Below are 17,429 nucleotides of genomic sequence, written 5' to 3' on the forward strand. Positions count from 1 at the left end.
TTCACAGTGTTGCAAGGAGCAATTCAGATGGCCAGCTATCAACTCAAGTCTCATATTCCGACTGGTTCGCAACAAAAGCCAACAGAACAACTGAGTGATGAAGTGACTGCGCAACTACAGCATTATTTAGAGCTCTGTGCGAACTTACGCATTGATTTCTATGATTGCCTTGCACATGCGCGTATTGAATACGATAAAAATCGTCGGCATTAATTTTTAGACAATAAAAAAGCACTCAAAACATTGAGTGCTTTTTTATCTATTGGCGTCCCCACGGGGAATCGAACCCCGGCCGCCGCCGTGAAAGGGCAGTGTTCTAACCGCTAAACTATAGGGACATTAAAACTACATCTCAAATTGATCACTAAAACCAATTTGCTTAAAACTGGTGGAGGTAAGCGGAATCGAACCGCTGACCTCTTGCATGCCATGCAAGCGCTCTACCAACTGAGCTATACCCCCGCACTTACAAATAAACATACAACTTAATACTGGCGTCCCCACGGGGAATCGAACCCCGGCCGCCGCCGTGAAAGGGCAGTGTTCTAACCGCTAAACTATAGGGACTTAAATCTTATTTAACTGATGCAAAAACAATCAATTAAATCTAACTGGTGGAGGTAAGCGGAATCGAACCGCTGACCTCTTGCATGCCATGCAAGCGCTCTACCAACTGAGCTATACCCCCAGAGAGAGCAGAATAATAGACGGCAAATTAAAGTACGTCAAGCCCTCTTTGAATTATTCTGCACTTATTTTTAAATCGGTGCCCACCAATAAGGATCAGTTTCAAAGTCCACCTCAGCGGCCTTCGAATTAGGATAGTTTTGCAATAAAACTCGGCGGGTATCTGCGCTCAACTCTTTCATTCCCAATTTATCGTAGGACTGAATCATCAAACCCAATGCATCTTCAACTTGCTTGGTATTGGCATAGTTATCCAGCAATGCACGGCCACGATTGGCTGCAGCTAAATAAGCCCCGCGCTGAAAGTAGTAACGACCCACATGCAATTCATATTTGGCCATTGCACCAATTAAATAGCCCATCCGAATTTCGGCATCGCGCGCATATTTACTCTCAGGAAAACGTTGCACTAAATCACGAAATGAATTGAATGACTCTTTCGCAGCTTTTGGATCGCGCTCGGACATATCTTGCTTCGATATATTCGACATAAAACCCTGAGACTCATTAAAAGTCACTAGGCCTTTTAGATACAAAGCGTAATCCAAACTCGGGTGACTTGGATTTTGTTTAATAAAGCGATCAATTGCAGCTAAAGCCAAAGCCGGCTCTTGATCTTTGTAATAGTTGTAGCCCATTTCCAATTGCGCTTGCTGTGCATAACGCCCGTAGGGGAAACGTGCTTCTAATTTTTCCAGCAGCTTATTAGACGCTTCATAGCTGCGGCTCACTTGCTCAGATTTAGCCGCAGAGAATAATTTCTCGGCACTCCAGCCCTGAGTTTCATCTGGTTTTTCATTATTAAGCGAAGAACATCCTGCCATTAAGCTAACTAACAAGGCAGAAATCAGGATTCGCGGTAGAATCTTAGTCATGATGCAATCCGATATTGAACTCGACGATTATAACGACTTCGCAGACATCCGTGTTTTGTCTGTGCCCGCCGACTTGGCAGGTACACGCTTGGACGCTGCTTTAGCGAAGATTTTGCCTGATTTTTCCCGCAGCCGCTTGACTACGTGGATTAAAGACGGGCGGGTTTGGGTAGATGACGCAACTGCGCTACCAAAAACCAAACTCTGGGGAGGAGAAACGCTTAAAGTCGACGTGCAGCCCGACCCCAACGAAGTGGCGTTTGAAGCCGAAGACATCGAACTCGATGTTTTATACGAAGACGCCACCATTATTATTATCAATAAGCCTGCTGGCTTAGTGGTTCATCCGGGTAGCGGCAATTGGTCGGGCACTTTATTAAATGCCCTGCTGTTTCATTACCCAGAATTACGCCAAATCCCGCGTGCCGGCATTGTCCATCGCCTAGATAAAGAAACCAGTGGTTTAATGGTGGTTGCACGCACGCTGCAAGCTCAAGTGCACTTAGTCAACCAATTACAAGAACGCAGCGTTAAACGCCATTATCTCGCCGTTGCCAGCGGTTTAATCCATGCAGATGGCACGGTGGATGCACCGATTGGTCGTCACCCGAAAGATCGCGTAAAAATGGCCGTAGTGCGAAGTGGTAAACCTTCGATTACGCATTACCATATTTTAGAGCGTTTTAACGCTTACACCTTGATCGAATGCCGCTTAGAAACCGGTCGAACCCATCAAATTCGTGTGCATATGGCACATATTAAACATCCACTGGCCGCAGATCCGGTGTATGGCGTAGCGCCTAAAATGGATACCAGTAACGAAGTGCGAATGGCGCTCGAAGAACTGAATCGTCAAGCATTACACGCTAGAAAGCTCTCTTTAGTCCATCCTGAGAGTGGTAAAACCATGACGTGGAAAGCGGCAGTTCCATTTGATTTGGAACAGCTGATTGGTACCTTGCGCGCGGATGTTGGATTAAGCCAAGACGATTTCGACGACGATGATGAAGGCGAAGACGATCATGACTGTGAACTTATTTATGTCCGTGAATAATACCTATTTATTAAATCCGATTTGGCCCGCTCCAGCCAATGTGCAGGCCAAACAAACCACTCGGCATGGCGGTGTGAGTGTGGCGCCTTATGCCAGCTTCAATCTGGGTGACCATGTTGGCGATGACATTAAGGCCGTCATGGCCAATCGGCAACAATTACCCCACCCTGCTGCTTGGCTTAAGCAAACCCATAGCACCATCGTGGTCGATGCCGCAGAAATTCATGCGCCGATCGAAGCCGATGCCAGCATTAGCCGCAGTAAAGGCGCAGTTTGTGTCGTGATGACCGCCGATTGTTTGCCGGTGTTGCTTTGTGATCAGCAAGGCAGTGTGGTTGCAGCGGCACATGCCGGTTGGCGCGGACTTTGTGATGGGGTGATTGAAAACACCGTACATGCCATGGCGGTTCCCAGTAATACCTTAATGGCGTGGTTAGGGCCCGCAATTGGGCCGAGTGCTTTTGAAGTGGGCGACGAAGTGAGGGCCGCTTTTATCGAGCATGATGCCGCTGCTGCTGCCGCATTTACCGCCAACGCCAATGGAAAATGGCTGGCTGATATGTATTTATTGGCACGCCAACGCCTTAATGCGCTCGGAATTACGGCCATTTATGGCGGGGGAGAATGTACTTTTAGCGATAGCGAGCATTATTTTTCGTATCGCCGCGATGGTATTACCGGCCGCATGGCCAGCTTGATTTGGCTGGAATAACTTAGCGAATCAGTGGATTTAACTACTGCAAAGGTCAATTACTTAATCGACCTACATAATGGGTATTTGATCGTAAAGCATATTAAAAAAGGCTTGCGATCAAATACCCATATTCGTATCACCATATTCAACAACAAGCAAACAATGGCTTAACAGCTTATTCTTGCTCTAAATTTTGTTGTTCGAGTTTGGTTTCGGCTTTTTTCTTTTGCACACTGCGTTTCAGCCAAAAAATCAGCCAAGTTGGCAGCACTGCCAATGTAATAAAGAAAAACAACCCAAGCACCCAATTGCTTGCCCCCACCACGGCGGCAAACATCACAATGACGAACAAATATCCAATTAATAAGATGTACATCAGCAACCTCAAAAAAAGGCGCCAATGGCGCCTCTTTTAATATTTTAACGCATGCAATTTAAGCGCGCTTATCGTGCTCAATCAAGGCATAGGCCGAATGATTATGAATCGATTCAAAGTTTTCCGATTCAACCACATAGGCAACAATCCGCGGCTCGTTATTCAAACTTGCTGCCACATCGCGCACCATGTCTTCGACAAACTTCGGATTATCATACGCACGTTCAGTCACGTATTTTTCATCCGGGCGTTTTAATAAACCATACAACTCGCAAGAGGCTTGCTTCTCTACCATCTCAACGATTTCTTCAATCCACACATGCTGACCCAAAGTAGCACTAATGGTCACGTGTGAACGCTGATTATGCGCACCATACTCAGAGATTTTTTTCGAGCAAGGGCAAAGACTCGTCACCGGTACCAGCACTTTGAGTGTTTGTGTAAATACGCCATCTTTTAGCTCACCAATCAGCGAAACATCATAGTCAAGCAAGCTTTTTACACCAGAAACCGGCGCCGTTTTATTGATAAAAAACGGGAAGCGCATTTCTAAATAACCCGCTTCAGCTTCTAAACGCTCACACATTTGACGCAAAATGGCTTCGAATGATTCCACTGAGATTTCTTTGTTGTGACTATTTAAAATCTCAACAAAGCGCGACATATGCGTGCCTTTAAAGTGCTGCGGCAAAAAGACATACATATCAAAAGTAGCAATCGTATGTTGCACCCCATCAGCGCGATCCGCGACTTGCACAGGATGGCGAATCGATTTGATCCCTACTTTATTAATCGCAATATTGCGGGTATCCACTGTGTTTTGCACATCGGCAATGACCACGCTCATCGGAATCTCACTTCAAAAGAATTAATTGGATAAGTTGATTATACCCTGAGGCCAATACCCGAGCAAACCAGTCGGGAATTGCATTTATCAATCGCAACGATTACTTCTGGCTAAACGCGGTCAATATTTGCCCGATATAGCGGGTATAACTGGCTAACGCTTGATCAATATGCGGCACCAGCATCGGTAAAGAAAAATACATTGCCGCAAAACCCACGGCCAAAGTCAGTGGAAAACCAACTGCAAACACATTTAACTGCGGCGCAGCCCGCGTCATCACGCCAATGGCTAAATTGGTAATCAATAACGCGGCCAACACCGGCAACGACAACAGTACCGCCGTGCGAAACACAATCGCCCCTAAATTGGCAATTTGTTTAAAACCACTGGCTGAAACCGGCAAGCCACCAACTGGCAACTGCACCATACTGTCAATTAATACCTGCAACACCATTAAATGGCCGCTAATGGACAAAAAAGCCAGCAGCATAAATAAACTCATTAACTGAGAAATTACCAAGCTATTGGTCGCGCTTTGCGGCGAATAAAAAGTGGCAAAACCTAAACCCATTTGCAAACCTGACAAATGCCCAGCTAACTCCACCGCACTAAAAATAAGCCGCATCACAAAACCCATTGATAAGCCGATCAATAGCTCACGCAATGCAATCAGCACGCCTTCGGGAGAACCTACGGCAACGCTTGGCATTGTCGGCAATAAGGGCGCGACCAGCACGGTGAGTAACAATGCCAAGCCAACACGCACTTTAATCGGGATCGCGCGACTAGAAAAAAATGGATCCGCCAATAACAGACCCAAAATACGCAAGAATGGCCACCAGAATAATGCCAGCCAAATTTCAATTTGGACTTGAGTAACCGTAATCATCCAATCAACTGAGGAATGCTTTGGTACAGACGGATAGTGTAATCGCTCATCGTTTCAATCATCCACGGCAAAGCGAGCACCAGCACCAAAAAACAAGCGAGGATTTTAGGGATAAAAGAAAGCGTCGCCTCATTAATCTGTGTTGCCGCCTGAAAAATACTCACAATCAAACCGGCAATGAGCGCAGTGAGTAACACTGGCGCACCGAGCAAAATCATTAATTCCATCGCTCTTTGTAATAAAGTCACTACCGTTTCTGGTGTCATGAATTAACTCGGAATATAAAAACTTTGCACCAAGGAGCCCATCAAGAGCGTCCAGCCATCAACCAGTACAAACAGCATAATTTTAAATGGCAAAGAAATAATCACCGGCGACACCATCATCATCCCCATCGCCATCAAAATACTGGCAATGACTAAATCAATAATTAAAAATGGAATAATGACCAAAAAGCCAATCTGAAAAGCAGTTTTCAACTCACTAGTCACAAAGGCCGGCACCAACACCCGCAAACTCACGTCTTCTGGTCCATTGGGTGCTTTTGCGCCGGACACCTCAATAAAAAACGCCAAATCCTTTTGCCGTGTTTGCTTGAGCATAAAATCTTTAAGCGGCACGGCGCCCTGTTCTAAGGCTTGATTAAAGGTGATTTTTTGTTCCGAAAAAGGCTGATAAGCCGTGGCGTAAATTTTGTCAAAAGTCGGCGCCATAATAAACAGCGTCAAAAACAGCGACAAACCGACAATCACTTGATTGGGTGGACTTTGCATCGTACCCAAGGCTTGTCGCAACAACGACAGCACAATGATAATTCGCGTAAACGACGTCATCATCAACAACATCGCCGGAATAAAGCCCAGCGCAGTCATAAACAGCAAGGTTTGAATCGGCAAAGAATACGCCGTTCCCGCCGCCGTTTGTGAGGAACTCATAAAGGGTATACCCGCAGGCTCGGCAGCCAACAATACAGGACTAAGCAATACCCCAGCGAGTAGGATGATTTTCTTCATGATGAGGTATTCCGTTTAGCCATTGCCGCTTGCAGCCATTGTGCAAATGCAGGGGTTGCTGGTGTTGTCACCACATCAGCGGGCTTATCTAGCGTATGCAGCAAATTGACTTGCTGGTGAGTGACGCCAACAACCAACCAAGTACCTTCAACCTCAACAATCACCACCCGCTCTTTGGTGCCCACCATCACCCCAGAAACAACCCGCAAATGCGTATTGCCAGCCCCCGGCACTAAGGCATAACGGCGCATCAGCCAAGCACCGCCAACAATACACGCCAGCACCAGCAACAAAGCCAAAATCACTTGAATCAGCTGCCCAACACCTGGTCCCGGTGCAGTTTGCGCTGCCGTTGCAGCCATAACGGAGAACGGCAGCCCCACAAGGCTGCCGCAAAGCAATCGAATTAGATTCATATGATTGGATTATTTATGCAAGCGACGAATGCGCTCTGCAGGGGTAATAATATCAGTGAGTCGAATACCAAATTTATCATTCACCACCACAACCTCACCCTGAGCAATCAAACAACCATTGACCAACACATCCATCGGCTCACCCGCCATCCCATCGAGCTCAACCACGGAGCCTTGTGCCAGCTGTAATAAACTACGAATTGCGATCTTAGTGCGCCCTAATTCCACCGTCAAATTGACCGGAATATCTAAAATCATATCAATATTATTCGGCGTATTGCTCGGTGCAGCGGCAGTATCAAAACGCTGAAAAATATCAGCCGCTTGTACTGTACTGGCAGTATCACTAGCGGCGTCAGTTACCTCTTGCTCAGCGAGAGCCGCCGCCCAATCGTCCATAATATCATCAGGATTTTCTGCTGCACCCGTGGTTTCTTCAGCCATTACCTTCTCCGCTATTCTCTTCGTCTTGCACGCCGTTCAAAGCCTCAGCTGAGCCCAGTACCTTGTCGACTTTTAATGCATATTGACCGTTAAGAATACCATACTTACACTCAAGCACTGGCACGCTATCCACGGATGCAATAATGGCTTCTGGAATATCCAAAGAAATCACATCACCCGTTTTTAAATTCAAAATATCGCCCAAAGTAATTTTAGCGTTACCCAAGGTTGCCACCAGATTGACATCCGCATGATGTAATTGTTTGCGTAGTAACGATGACCAGCGATTATCCGATTCGATTCGATCCGTTTGCATCGAGCTATACAACATATCTCGAATCGGTTCGATCATTGAATACGGTAAGCAAATGTGAAAATCACCGCCGCCAGCGCCCAATTCAATTTTAAAGGTATACGCCACCACGACTTCCGTCGGTGTCGCAATATTGGCAAATTGCGTATTCATTTCTGAGCGCATATAGCTAAATTCACACTCAAAAACCGGCTTCCACGCTTTTTGATATTCTTCAAACACAACCTCAAGCAAGCGCTGAATAATCCTTTGCTCAGTCGGAGTAAAGTCTCGCCCCTCAACCCTGACGTGGTAACGACCATCAGAGCCAAATAAATTATCCACCACTAAAAAAACAAAATTTGGATCAAAAATAAATAAGCCAGTACCACGCAATGGCTTCATTTGAACCATATTCAAATTGGTTGGCACCACCAAATTGCGAATAAATTCGCTGTATTTTTGCACCCGAATAGGGCCAACGCTAATTTCAGCATTGCGGCGCATAAAATTATACAAGGCAATACGTAAGTTACGGGCAAACCTTTCATTGATAATTTCCAGCGTCGGCATCCGCCCACGCACAATGCGCTCTTGTCGACCAATATCATAATTGCGGACAGCCGACTGATCGACGTCATCGGCACCATCGTCCTCTTCACCAGTCACACCGCGCAGAAGCGCATCGACCTCTTCTTGAGAAAGAATATCGTCAGCCATTATCTCTTTTTATAACTCTGATGTTCTAATTTTTAACAATCTACTGATAAAAATACTTAGTAAAATTAACGCTTAATACGCCCTCGTCTTTTGCTTCAACTTCTAAAATTGCATTAATTTTTTCTCTAATTTGTCTCGCTAATTCTTCTTGGCCCTGCGGGGTTTTAACTTCTTCTAAAGTTTTTGCTCGCAATAAACGATTCACCACATCTAATATTTTAGGCTGCACGGAGGTAATTCGTTCTTTATCAGCCTCTTCTGCGAGTTCAACCATAATTTCAACTTGCAATACCGACTCGGGCTCTCCGCTTAAATTAACTGTAAATGGCTGATCTTGTAATTTAGCAAATACGGGTTTAGCGTGTTCATCGGGTTTCTTTTCTTTTTTCTTTTCCTTTTTCTTTTCTTCCCCATGCGCTGCAGCTTCTGCGGTTGCTTCTTCGGCATTACCTTCAGCCGGGCTTTTCAATAAGAAAAAGGCCAGTGCACCACCCAAAATTAAAATTAAAACTAATACAGCAGCAACGATAATAAGCAGAATATTTTTTTTAGATTTTGGAGCGGCTTCTGCTTTTGCTTCTGCTTTTGCATCCGACATATTACATCCTTAAAAATGAAAGCTCATGAACAGACAATCTTTCATGATCAACTTGAAATAACTATACCCCAGCGTAGCTAGGGCGTAAAACTTTGCCAATATAGCGAAAGATACTATAAAACAAGCGCTAAGCAAGCATTATTGCGGCAGAGGATATGAAATCAGACAAATAAATTCAAGCCCCCTTTTTGAATAGGTAGTCGCACCATCGATGATTCCAGCGGATTTTCATCGACCATGCCCGCCGCTATTCCGTAAGTTAATCCCAGCTCTCGACCATTCTGGGCTTGCTGCTGACCTTGGTTCATCCCCCCCCATTGTGATTGGTTTTGTTGTGCTTGCTGTTGTTGATGCTGCTGCAAAGTATCTGAAGCCACCTGCACATTACTTAAGGTAAAACCTTGTTCAGCCAATAAAGCGGTCAAGCGCGGCATGGCCGCAGCCAGCGCATCGCGAACCGCCGCATTTTGCGAACTAAACACCACACTCGCTTGATCTTGCGCCACACTCAACTGCACTTCCATTGGCCCCAAATGCGCGGGGTTCAATTGCATTTGAATTTGTTGCTCTTGCCGGCCTAGCATCAGCCCAACTCGCTGAGCCAATGCATCACCCCAGCGCATTTGCCCAACTGGTTCAGCCAAGTGATGCACTGGCACCGCGATTTCCTTATTCGGCAAAGCGCTACTCACCGGATTGTTCGCAGCAAGGCTTCGCTGCTCATGCAGCGCAGTTAATTGCGTTTTAAAGTCGGTATTGGGTATTAACTCTAATGGGGTTTCGATCATTTCAGTGGCGTTTAATTTTGCCGTATCGACGGCAAGGTTTGCCGTTTCAGCGACATCCACTTTAGGCTGTGGCATTGCCGCTAGTGCAGAAGATGCGGCTTGATTGGGTTGCTTATCAGTGCCCAGTTTGGCGCTATCGGTATTTTCGCTACTGCTTGCTGGATTTTTTACCATCAGGGCAGTCAATGGATTGAATACTGCTGGATTTTCCGCTTCAGGATCAGTGGCAATATCACTCAGTGGCGCCGCTTCCTCAGTCAGCGCAACGCTCGTGCTCGTAGGCGCAACTAAGGTGTTTTGTAGCATGGCTAACCAAGGATCAAGTACTGCCGCTTGCGTTTGCGGTGATTCGCTCGCAGGGGTCTCTTCTTTTTTGTCCGATTTTGCTGCAACTTTATTATTCGGCGTTGGCGCAGACGCTTCTGCCCGATCTCGGCCTAATTCACGCTTAAATTCATCTTTAAAGTCACTTGCTTGACTCGCTTCGCGCGCAGTACGCGACTCAACTGCACGGCTCACAGGAGCTTGAACTTGCACTGGCACAGCAGAAGTTGTTGCCATAATTACACCCAATAAGAAGACTTTGCCTAGTAATAAGCAAAGACAATGCCAGCCACTGAAAACTGCAGGTAAACTTGCGCCATGGCAGAAGATTCAGACCTAGAAAAAACCGAACCGGCCTCCCCCAAGCGCATTGAAGATGCGCGAAAAAAGGGGCAGGTCCCGCGTTCACACGAGCTCACCACTTTTGCAACCCTCATGGCAGGGCTAGTTGCGGTGTTTACGCTCGCACCGGATATTTTTCATTCAATCCGCGAAATCATGGTCGACAACCTCAGCTTTGATCGCACAGATTTAATCAGCGCCAAGCAAATGCCCGAAGCCTTAATGGCGGCAATGCGCATAGCACTGATTGCCTTATTGCCTATTTTTGCTGCCTGCGCCTTAGTGGCCATCATGATCCCCATTGCCATTGGTGGCTGGATCTTTAGTACTGAAGCACTGGGCCCCAACTTTGAAAAACTCAGTCCCATCGCGGGTATTGGCCGGATTTTCTCGATGCGTACCATTATTGAAACGCTCAAGACGATTTTAAAATCGGGATTAATCGGTGGCATTGCAGGCTGGATTTTATGGGATGAAAAAGAGCAATTTATTAGTTTGATTGCCATGCCACCGGATGTTGGCTTTTATATGCTGTGGCAGATGCTCAAATACACCTTGCTAATGACGGTTAGCGGGATGGCGATCATTGTCTTAATCGATGTGCCGTATCAACTTTGGGATTATTACAAAGGCCTCAGAATGACTAAAGAGGACGTTCGCCAAGAAAGTAAAGAGTCTGAAGGCGATCCGCATGTCAAAGGGCGTATTCGCCAATTACAAAGAGAAGCGGCGCGTAAACGCATGATGGCCGAGATCCCCAAGGCCAATGTAGTGGTCACCAACCCAACGCACTACGCGGTCGCGATTCAATACGATGAAGCCATGCGCGCGCCCAAAGTGGTGGCTAAAGGGTCTTTTTTATTGGCCGAGCGCATTATTGAATTGGCCAAGGAGCACAAAGTCACCGTTGTACGCACGCCACCTTTTGCGCGCGCACTGTATCACCACGCCCAATTGGGCGAAGAAATTCCCGCTGCGTTGTATACTGCCGCTGCTGAGGTTTTAGCCTACATCTACCAGCTCAATCAATATCAAAAAGAAGGCGGCTTAGCGCCAACACTCAATACCGATTTACCCGTTCCTGCCGAACTCGACCCTGAGTCAGAAAAACAGGGTATATAACTGCAAGCAATAGATAACATAATGCTTATTAAAATACATACACTAGGTATCTTAGATGTGGCGTAGCAAACTCACCGCACTGGCCATGCCTGCGTTGGTCTTAATGGTTTTGGGGATGATGATCCTCCCCTTACCACCGGCCGTGCTCGACTTCTTTTTTACTTTCAATATTGCACTTTCGATCATCGTGTTGATGGTCAGCTTATATACCCATAAACCGCTGGAATTCTCTAGCTTTCCGACCGTACTGTTGATGACCACGTTACTGCGTTTGTCACTCAATGTGGCGTCGACCAAGCTGGTCCTCACCGAAGGTCATGCTGGCGGCGATGCTGCCGGTAAAGTTATTGAATCTTTTGGTCACGTGCTGATTGGCGACAATATCGCTGTCGGGATTGTGGCGTTTATTATTCTGACCATTATTAACTTTGTCGTGATTACCAAAGGTGCTGGGCGTATTGCCGAGGTGTCAGCGCGCTTTACCTTAGATGCCATGCCCGGTAAACAAATGGCGATTGACGCCGATTTGAATGCCGGTTTGATTGGTGAAGAAGAAGCCCGAACTCGACGCGCGCAAATTTCTGACGAAGCCAATTTTTTCGGCTCGATGGATGGTGCTAGTAAGTTTGTTCGAGGAGACGCTGTCGCGGGTATTTTAGTGATGGTGATTAACCTCGTTGGTGGCTTGCTGGTTGGTATGTTGCAACATGATATGTTGTTTGCCGATGCGGCCAAAACCTACACCCTACTCACCATCGGTGACGGTTTGGTGGCGCAAGTGCCGGCGCTGATTATTTCGGTAGCCGCCGGTATCGTCGTTTCTCGGGTCGGTACTGACCAAGATTTATCTGATCAAATTTTGGGTCAATTGTTTGCTCGCCCGCAGGTGCTCTACGTTACAGCAGGCGTGTTAGCCATCCTCGGTATTATTCCGGGCATGCCGCACATTGCGTTTTTAATGATGGCGGCACTGGCCGGCGGTTTAGCTTGGTTTGCCGAACAAAATATCCTCAAAGCGGCGACCGCCACCGCCACAGGTGGCGCACTGCCAGCAGGTGCAGCCCCTCCGCCACCGGTGGATGCGCCATTACAAGAAGTCAGTTGGAATGATGTGCAAACAGTCGATCCGGTAGGGCTGGAAGTTGGTTATCGGCTGATTCCTTTGGTCGATCGCAACCAAGATGGTGAACTATTGCGCCGCATTCGCGGGATTAGAAAAAAAATCGCCCAGGAATTAGGATTTTTAGTGCCGGCAGTGCATATTCGCGACAATCTCGAACTTCGCCCCAATCAATACCGGATTCAGCTCAAAGGCGTCGACGTTGGCGCTGGCGAAGCGTTTGTCGGGCAATGGCTGGCGATTAATCCGGGCAATGCCGCCGGCTCTTTACCTGGCCCAGCCACCACCGACCCGACTTTTGGTCTGCCTGCGACGTGGGTTGACACCAGCTTACGCGATCAAGCACAAGCGATGGGCTACACTGTGGTCGATGCATCAACCGTTATCGGCACGCATATCTCAAATATTTTGCAATCGAATGCCGCTGAATTACTCGGCCGCGAAGAAACCCAAGCGCTGGTCGATCACTTTGCCAAAGAATCGCCCAAGTTGATTGAAGAGCTAGTCCCTAAAGTGGTGCCAATTGGTACGCTGCAAAAAATATTGCAAGCGCTACTCGAGGATGGACTACATATTCGGGATTTACGCACCATTATCGAAACGCTGAGCGAACAGATATTACGGACTGCAGATATCGACGACTTAACCTCGACAGTGCGGGTCGCATTGGGCCGCTCGATTGTTCATCAATTATTTGCTGGGGAACAAGAGCTACAAGTTGTCGCATTAGAACCACAACTAGAAAGCATTTTACTCTCCGCAGCCAGTGGCAAATCCCAAGGCGGCTTAGAGCCCGGCCTTGCCGAACGCTTACTCAAACAAGCTGCAGCAATGACCGAACAACTGGAAATGCAAGGCATTAATCCCGTTTTAATTACCCCAGCTCAATTAAGACCGATGTTATCGCGCTTTTTACGCCGTTCAATTCCCGGATTACGCGTCATCGCGCATACCGAGATTCCTGACAGCAAAACTTTACGCATTATTAACGTCTTAGGTGCATAAAACCACGGCGTGATGTCTCGGCAAAACGCCAACAATCCCTTGTCGTCAGCACGCTATTCAATTGTGCAGAAGCACAGGAACAGTGATAATCATTGCTCGACCCCTTTTCTGGCGCGCACCAGAGGCAAAAATAAGCTAGATATTGCCCCTCGTTGCGAGCTTATTTTTTTGAGGCTAACTTTGTTGATGCACTTTAAAGCGCAAATGCGGTGATCATCGTTTCTTATGCTGGTTAAAAAATTCTTTGGTGCTACCACCCGTGACGCGCTGCGCCAAGTTCGCGATGAACTTGGCCCAGATGCGTTGATTCTGTCCAACCGGCAAGTCGCGGGTGGCGGGATCGAAATCATGGCGGTGGCCGACGCAGACGTCGCCGCACTCACAAGCATTCAAACCGTCGCAGCAGCGCCCAAACCGGCAACGCGCGCGGCGCAAAATGGCGCGCGCTTAATGAGCTCCGCGCAACAAACCCCAGTCACACCGCACCTCTCCAAAGCCTTGGCGCGTTCATACGCTATTCCAGACGATGAACAAGAGCCAACGCTCGACGATGTACCTTATGAAATTCCGTCGGTGTTGCGCAGTAACCGTGCGCCCAAAGCCAGCACCCTACGCAATGAAACCCCCAATGAAGTACCATTTACCGATTACATCAATCGGCCCGAAACAATCGCGCCACAGCCGCGAGTACAAGACAAACCCGCGCCATCTGCACCACGCGAACCGGAGTTAAGTCACGAAGCAGAACGCCGTCCAATCCCACCACGTCGTCCAGTGGTGGCGGAAAAACCATTGCCGACGTTCAGTTTTGACGATGCGTCCGCTAAAAACGCCGTGCCTGTTGCCGATCAAGCGGCAATGCAAGATATTGCGCGTGAAATTCGTATGCTACGCGGCTTGTTAGAAAGCCAAATGGCGGGAATGGCGTGGGGTGAATTATCCAAACACGCCCCTGAAAAATTAGAAATTTTGCGCCAACTACTCGGCGCTGGATTTTGCGCCGCACTGTCGCGTCAGCTCATTGATAAAATGCCGGCGGCGATGAGTTTGGATACCGGAATGAAGTGGGTCAAAGCCGCGCTCACCCATAATTTACCCACCGTTAGCGCCAAAGACGATATCGTTGAACGTGGCGGCGTGTATGCCTTAATCGGCCCAACTGGCGTTGGCAAAACCACCACCGTTGCCAAGCTGGCTGCGCGTTGTGCGCTCACCTACGGCCCACAATCGGTCGCCTTATTGACCACCGATAGCTACCGAATTGGCGCTCACGATCAACTGCGAATTTATGGCCGAATTTTGGGTGTGCCGGTGCATGAAGTCAAAGATGAAACCGATTTACAACTCACGCTCGGCGAGCTCACCGATCGACATTTAGTACTGATCGATACCGTGGGCATGGGGCAGCGCGATCAGCGCATCGGTGAACAATTAGCGATGTTTGGGCATGATAATGTCGGCACAGTGTTGTTATTGTCGGCCAATGCGCAAGCGAGCACACTCGATGATGTGGCTCGACGCTATAAAAACAGCCATTTAGTCGGTTGCATTTTAACCAAGCTGGATGAAACCATGGCGCTGGGGGGTTGCCTTGATGTGGCGATTCGCCATAAATTGCCACTGCACTTTGTGACCAATGGCCAGCGTGTTCCGGAAGATCTGCATCGGGCAAATTTGGCCTATCTGGTTGATCGCGCTTTTCGCAACCCACAAGAAAATAGCGTATTTCAATTGCATAAAGACGAATATCCACTCTTTATGAGTACCCAAGATATTCCGACTGATTTTAGCCTTGCCACTTCACCACGATGAATTTGCCATTCAGTTATTCCCCATTAGGACCACATCGTGCCTAAACGCTGGCCAGACCAAGCCGCAGGTTTACGGCAACTTGTTGCCACGCCCAGCTGCCGCACCATTAGTTTATCGGGTGGCCGTGGCGATGCCGGTACCACCAGCTTGGTGATTAATTTAGCCGCCGCCTTGGCCGATCGACAAAGACAGGTCGTGGTATTGGATGAATTTACCGGTTTACACAATATTGCGCATCGCTTGCATTTAACGCCTCGCTTTGAGTTGGAACAGGTGATACGGCGTGAAGCACGCCTGCTCGATACCTTAATCGAAAGCCAATACGGCTTTGGTATTTTACCGATTGCCGCCCCGCCGCATTTACTCGCCCAGCTCAACGACAATGAGCAACGCAGGTTAGCGAGTGAATTTGCGCAACTGACCGAATCGCTAGACTATCTCTTACTCGACACACGCCCTGCGGTGGCGCAAGGTGTACCTAGCCTATCGCTTGCCGCCGATGATGTCGTCATTGTGCTATCGAACCGAGCAGAATCGCTCACCGATGCTTATGCCACCATTAAGCAATTGGCGACTGAATATGCTCGTCGTGATTTTCGAGTGCTGGTCAATCGCGTCGCCAGCTTAGGCGAAGCCATGACTTTGTTTGACCGGGTTCGCGTGGTGGCCCAGCAATATTTGGGGGAAGAAATTCAACTCAAATTGATTGGCTATGTCCCAGAAGATGAATGGCTTAACCGCGCCACACGCCTTGGTCGGCCGGTGCTAGAAGCCTTTCCCGATGCCGAGGCCAGCGCGGCAATTCGCCAGCTGGCGGATGCCTTATTACGCTGGGCGCCACCACGCCAAGCACAAGGCAATATGGCCAGCTTTATATATCGTTTAATCGAGTCATCGCGTTTACTGGCCAATCGAATCGATCATGCGCCCTATTGAAGCCCAATTACGCCCTAGCACCACAGCCACTCACTTTGAACTTTGCGGTGATTTAACCTTATCAACCACCGCAGCGCTATGGCAGCGTATTCAGCAACAGCAATGGGCAGAGATTGAGATTGATGCCAGTGCCGTACAAATCATTGATGGCGCAGGAGCCGCGTTATTATTTGAATTACAGCAACGCGGCGCGCAGATTTTAGGCTTACCAGCACAAGGGCAACGTTTACTCAGTGCCCTATCTCCAGAATTGCCACTCTTAAAGCCTGCGCCCAAACAATCTATTGCACCCATCGCCCAGCTGGGATCACAAGTTCGGCGCAGCAGCGCCGATTTTTATCAGCAGATCAGCTTTTTAGGTGGGATTTGCGCTGCGCTATGGCATAGCCTGCACTCGCTGAGACGCTTTCGTTGGCGCGAATTTTTCTTGCAATGCGAACTCGTCGGTGCAAATGCCGTGCCGATTATCGCCTTAATCTCCATCTTATTTGGCGTCATCCTCGCGTTTCAATCGGCGATTCCGATGCGGCAATTTGGTGCTGAGCTCTTTGTCGCCAATTTGCTCGGCCTGTCATTAGTTCGTGAACTCGGGCCGTTAATTACCGCCATTTTACTGGCTGGCCGCACGGGCGCCGCTTTTGCCGCCGAACTAGGCACAATGAAGGTGAACGAAGAAATCAATGCTCTAGTCACTTTTGGTTTTGATCCCATTCGCTTTTTAGTCTTGCCGCGTTTATTAGCTGGCGTATTGATGGCGCCACTGCTGACCTTATTTGCTGAAGTTATCGGTCTATTTGGCGGTGCTTTAGTCATGAAAGGCTTTGGAATTCCGTTTGCTACGTATTATTCGCAAATTGCCGGGCAAGTGGACTTAATCGATTTGCTGTCGGGTCTGAGTAAAGCGGCTATTTTTGGCTTTATTGTCGCCGCCGTCGGTTGTTTTCGGGGTCTTTCGACGGGGAATGGCGCGAGTGCCGTCGGCGCCGCCACCACCCAAGCGGTGGTACAAATTTTGGTGTTATTGGTCATCGCCGATGGTTTATTTGCCGTAGTGGCTTACCATATGGGCTGGTAA

19 protein-coding genes and 4 tRNA genes are annotated in these 17,429 nt (G+C 48.1%); 8 read left to right on the plus strand and 15 right to left on the minus strand.

Going from position 1 to position 17,429, the window contains the following annotated elements; translation table 11 throughout:
* Positions 1 to 27: 27 nt before the first annotated feature.
* The gene (locus tag HQN60_RS02715) at positions 28 to 213 is read left to right on the plus strand and encodes a hypothetical protein (RefSeq protein WP_173532237.1); all 186 of its coding nucleotides are present in this window, start codon (positions 28 to 30) and stop codon (positions 211 to 213) included.
* Positions 214 to 263: 50 nt separating this feature from the next.
* Here HQN60_RS02715 and HQN60_RS02720 read toward each other — a convergent pair.
* The 5 genes from HQN60_RS02720 to HQN60_RS02740 form a co-directional block, all read right to left on the minus strand.
* Positions 264 to 338: transfer RNA gene (locus HQN60_RS02720), tRNA-Glu, on the minus strand.
* A 48-nt stretch (positions 339 to 386) separates the two neighbouring features.
* Positions 387 to 462, minus strand: a tRNA-Ala gene (locus HQN60_RS02725).
* Positions 463 to 492: 30 nt separating this feature from the next.
* A tRNA-Glu gene (locus HQN60_RS02730) sits at positions 493 to 567 on the minus strand.
* A 45-nt stretch (positions 568 to 612) separates the two neighbouring features.
* Positions 613 to 688 (minus strand) — tRNA-Ala (locus HQN60_RS02735).
* A gap of 70 nt (positions 689 to 758) precedes the next feature.
* On the minus strand, positions 759 to 1,562 hold the full coding sequence (locus HQN60_RS02740) for an outer membrane protein assembly factor BamD (RefSeq protein WP_173532238.1): 804 nt from the start codon (positions 1,560 to 1,562) through the stop codon (positions 759 to 761).
* Between HQN60_RS02740 and rluD the strand changes: the two genes are divergently transcribed.
* Together rluD and pgeF are read left to right on the plus strand one after the other, a co-directional pair.
* Positions 1,561 to 2,616: a 23S rRNA pseudouridine(1911/1915/1917) synthase RluD gene (gene rluD, locus HQN60_RS02745; RefSeq protein WP_373281539.1), complete on the plus strand. Its 1,056-nt coding sequence runs from the start codon at positions 1,561 to 1,563 to the stop codon at positions 2,614 to 2,616. The two genes, HQN60_RS02740 and rluD, sit on opposite strands and share 2 nt — an antisense overlap.
* Positions 2,585 to 3,328 (plus strand): peptidoglycan editing factor PgeF, encoded by a 744-nt coding sequence (pgeF, locus tag HQN60_RS02750; protein ID WP_254456670.1) that lies wholly within the window; start codon positions 2,585 to 2,587, stop codon positions 3,326 to 3,328. Before rluD ends, pgeF begins: the two co-directional genes overlap by 32 nt.
* A gap of 157 nt (positions 3,329 to 3,485) precedes the next feature.
* Here pgeF and HQN60_RS02755 read toward each other — a convergent pair whose 3' ends face one another.
* The 10 genes from HQN60_RS02755 to HQN60_RS02800 all read right to left on the minus strand — a co-directional run bounded on the left by HQN60_RS02755 (position 3,486) and on the right by HQN60_RS02800 (position 10,254).
* Positions 3,486 to 3,686 carry a hypothetical protein gene (locus tag HQN60_RS02755; protein ID WP_173532239.1) on the minus strand — a complete coding sequence of 67 codons (201 nt, stop codon included), beginning with the start codon at positions 3,684 to 3,686 and terminating at the stop codon, positions 3,486 to 3,488.
* A gap of 58 nt (positions 3,687 to 3,744) precedes the next feature.
* Positions 3,745 to 4,533 (minus strand): GTP cyclohydrolase FolE2, encoded by a 789-nt coding sequence (gene folE2 / locus HQN60_RS02760; protein WP_173532240.1) that lies wholly within the window; start codon positions 4,531 to 4,533, stop codon positions 3,745 to 3,747.
* Between the two features lie 100 nt (positions 4,534 to 4,633).
* Positions 4,634 to 5,422, minus strand: a complete 789-nt coding sequence (gene fliR, locus HQN60_RS02765) for a flagellar biosynthetic protein FliR (protein ID WP_173532241.1) — start codon at positions 5,420 to 5,422, stop codon at positions 4,634 to 4,636.
* On the minus strand, positions 5,419 to 5,688 hold the full coding sequence (fliQ, locus tag HQN60_RS02770) for a flagellar biosynthesis protein FliQ (RefSeq protein ID WP_173532242.1): 270 nt from the start codon (positions 5,686 to 5,688) through the stop codon (positions 5,419 to 5,421). The genes fliR and fliQ overlap by 4 nt, the downstream gene beginning before the upstream one ends.
* Positions 5,689 to 5,691: 3 nt before the next feature.
* Positions 5,692 to 6,435 (minus strand): flagellar type III secretion system pore protein FliP, encoded by a 744-nt coding sequence (gene fliP, locus HQN60_RS02775; RefSeq protein WP_173532243.1) that lies wholly within the window; start codon positions 6,433 to 6,435, stop codon positions 5,692 to 5,694.
* Positions 6,432 to 6,797, minus strand: coding sequence for a flagellar biosynthetic protein FliO (fliO, locus tag HQN60_RS02780; protein ID WP_173532244.1), 366 nt, complete (start codon positions 6,795 to 6,797; stop codon positions 6,432 to 6,434). The genes fliP and fliO overlap by 4 nt, the downstream gene beginning before the upstream one ends.
* A 63-nt stretch (positions 6,798 to 6,860) precedes the next feature.
* Entirely contained in the window at positions 6,861 to 7,295 is a 435-nt protein-coding gene (gene fliN / locus HQN60_RS02785) for a flagellar motor switch protein FliN (RefSeq protein ID WP_173532245.1), read from the minus strand.
* Positions 7,288 to 8,307 (minus strand): flagellar motor switch protein FliM, encoded by a 1,020-nt coding sequence (gene fliM, locus HQN60_RS02790; RefSeq protein WP_173532246.1) that lies wholly within the window; start codon positions 8,305 to 8,307, stop codon positions 7,288 to 7,290. Before fliM ends, fliN begins: the two co-directional genes overlap by 8 nt.
* A 40-nt stretch (positions 8,308 to 8,347) precedes the next feature.
* Positions 8,348 to 8,905: a flagellar basal body-associated FliL family protein gene (locus HQN60_RS02795; RefSeq protein ID WP_173532247.1), complete on the minus strand. Its 558-nt coding sequence runs from the start codon at positions 8,903 to 8,905 to the stop codon at positions 8,348 to 8,350.
* A gap of 161 nt (positions 8,906 to 9,066) precedes the next feature.
* A complete protein-coding gene (locus HQN60_RS02800) occupies positions 9,067 to 10,254 on the minus strand; it encodes a flagellar hook-length control protein FliK (protein ID WP_173532248.1) in 1,188 nt (395 codons plus the stop codon).
* A gap of 81 nt (positions 10,255 to 10,335) precedes the next feature.
* Here HQN60_RS02800 and flhB point away from each other — a divergent pair, with 81 nt between their 5' ends.
* The 5 genes from flhB to HQN60_RS02825 all read left to right on the plus strand — a co-directional run bounded on the left by flhB (position 10,336) and on the right by HQN60_RS02825 (position 17,429).
* Entirely contained in the window at positions 10,336 to 11,481 is a 1,146-nt protein-coding gene (gene flhB, locus HQN60_RS02805; protein WP_173532249.1) for a flagellar biosynthesis protein FlhB, read from the plus strand.
* Positions 11,482 to 11,536: 55 nt separating this feature from the next.
* The gene (gene flhA / locus HQN60_RS02810) at positions 11,537 to 13,606 is read left to right on the plus strand and encodes a flagellar biosynthesis protein FlhA (RefSeq protein ID WP_173532250.1); all 2,070 of its coding nucleotides are present in this window, start codon (positions 11,537 to 11,539) and stop codon (positions 13,604 to 13,606) included.
* Between the two features lie 225 nt (positions 13,607 to 13,831).
* On the plus strand, positions 13,832 to 15,418 hold the full coding sequence (gene flhF, locus HQN60_RS02815; RefSeq protein WP_173532251.1) for a flagellar biosynthesis GTPase FlhF: 1,587 nt from the start codon (positions 13,832 to 13,834) through the stop codon (positions 15,416 to 15,418).
* A 36-nt stretch (positions 15,419 to 15,454) separates the two neighbouring features.
* The gene (locus HQN60_RS02820; RefSeq protein WP_173532252.1) at positions 15,455 to 16,354 is read left to right on the plus strand and encodes a MinD/ParA family ATP-binding protein; all 900 of its coding nucleotides are present in this window, start codon (positions 15,455 to 15,457) and stop codon (positions 16,352 to 16,354) included.
* Positions 16,341 to 17,429, plus strand: coding sequence for an ABC transporter permease (locus HQN60_RS02825; RefSeq protein WP_173532253.1), 1,089 nt, complete (start codon positions 16,341 to 16,343; stop codon positions 17,427 to 17,429). The genes HQN60_RS02820 and HQN60_RS02825 overlap by 14 nt, the downstream gene beginning before the upstream one ends.

It is taken from the genome of Deefgea piscis (assembly GCF_013284055.1).
GTDB classification, from domain to species: domain Bacteria; phylum Pseudomonadota; class Gammaproteobacteria; order Burkholderiales; family Chitinibacteraceae; genus Deefgea; species Deefgea piscis.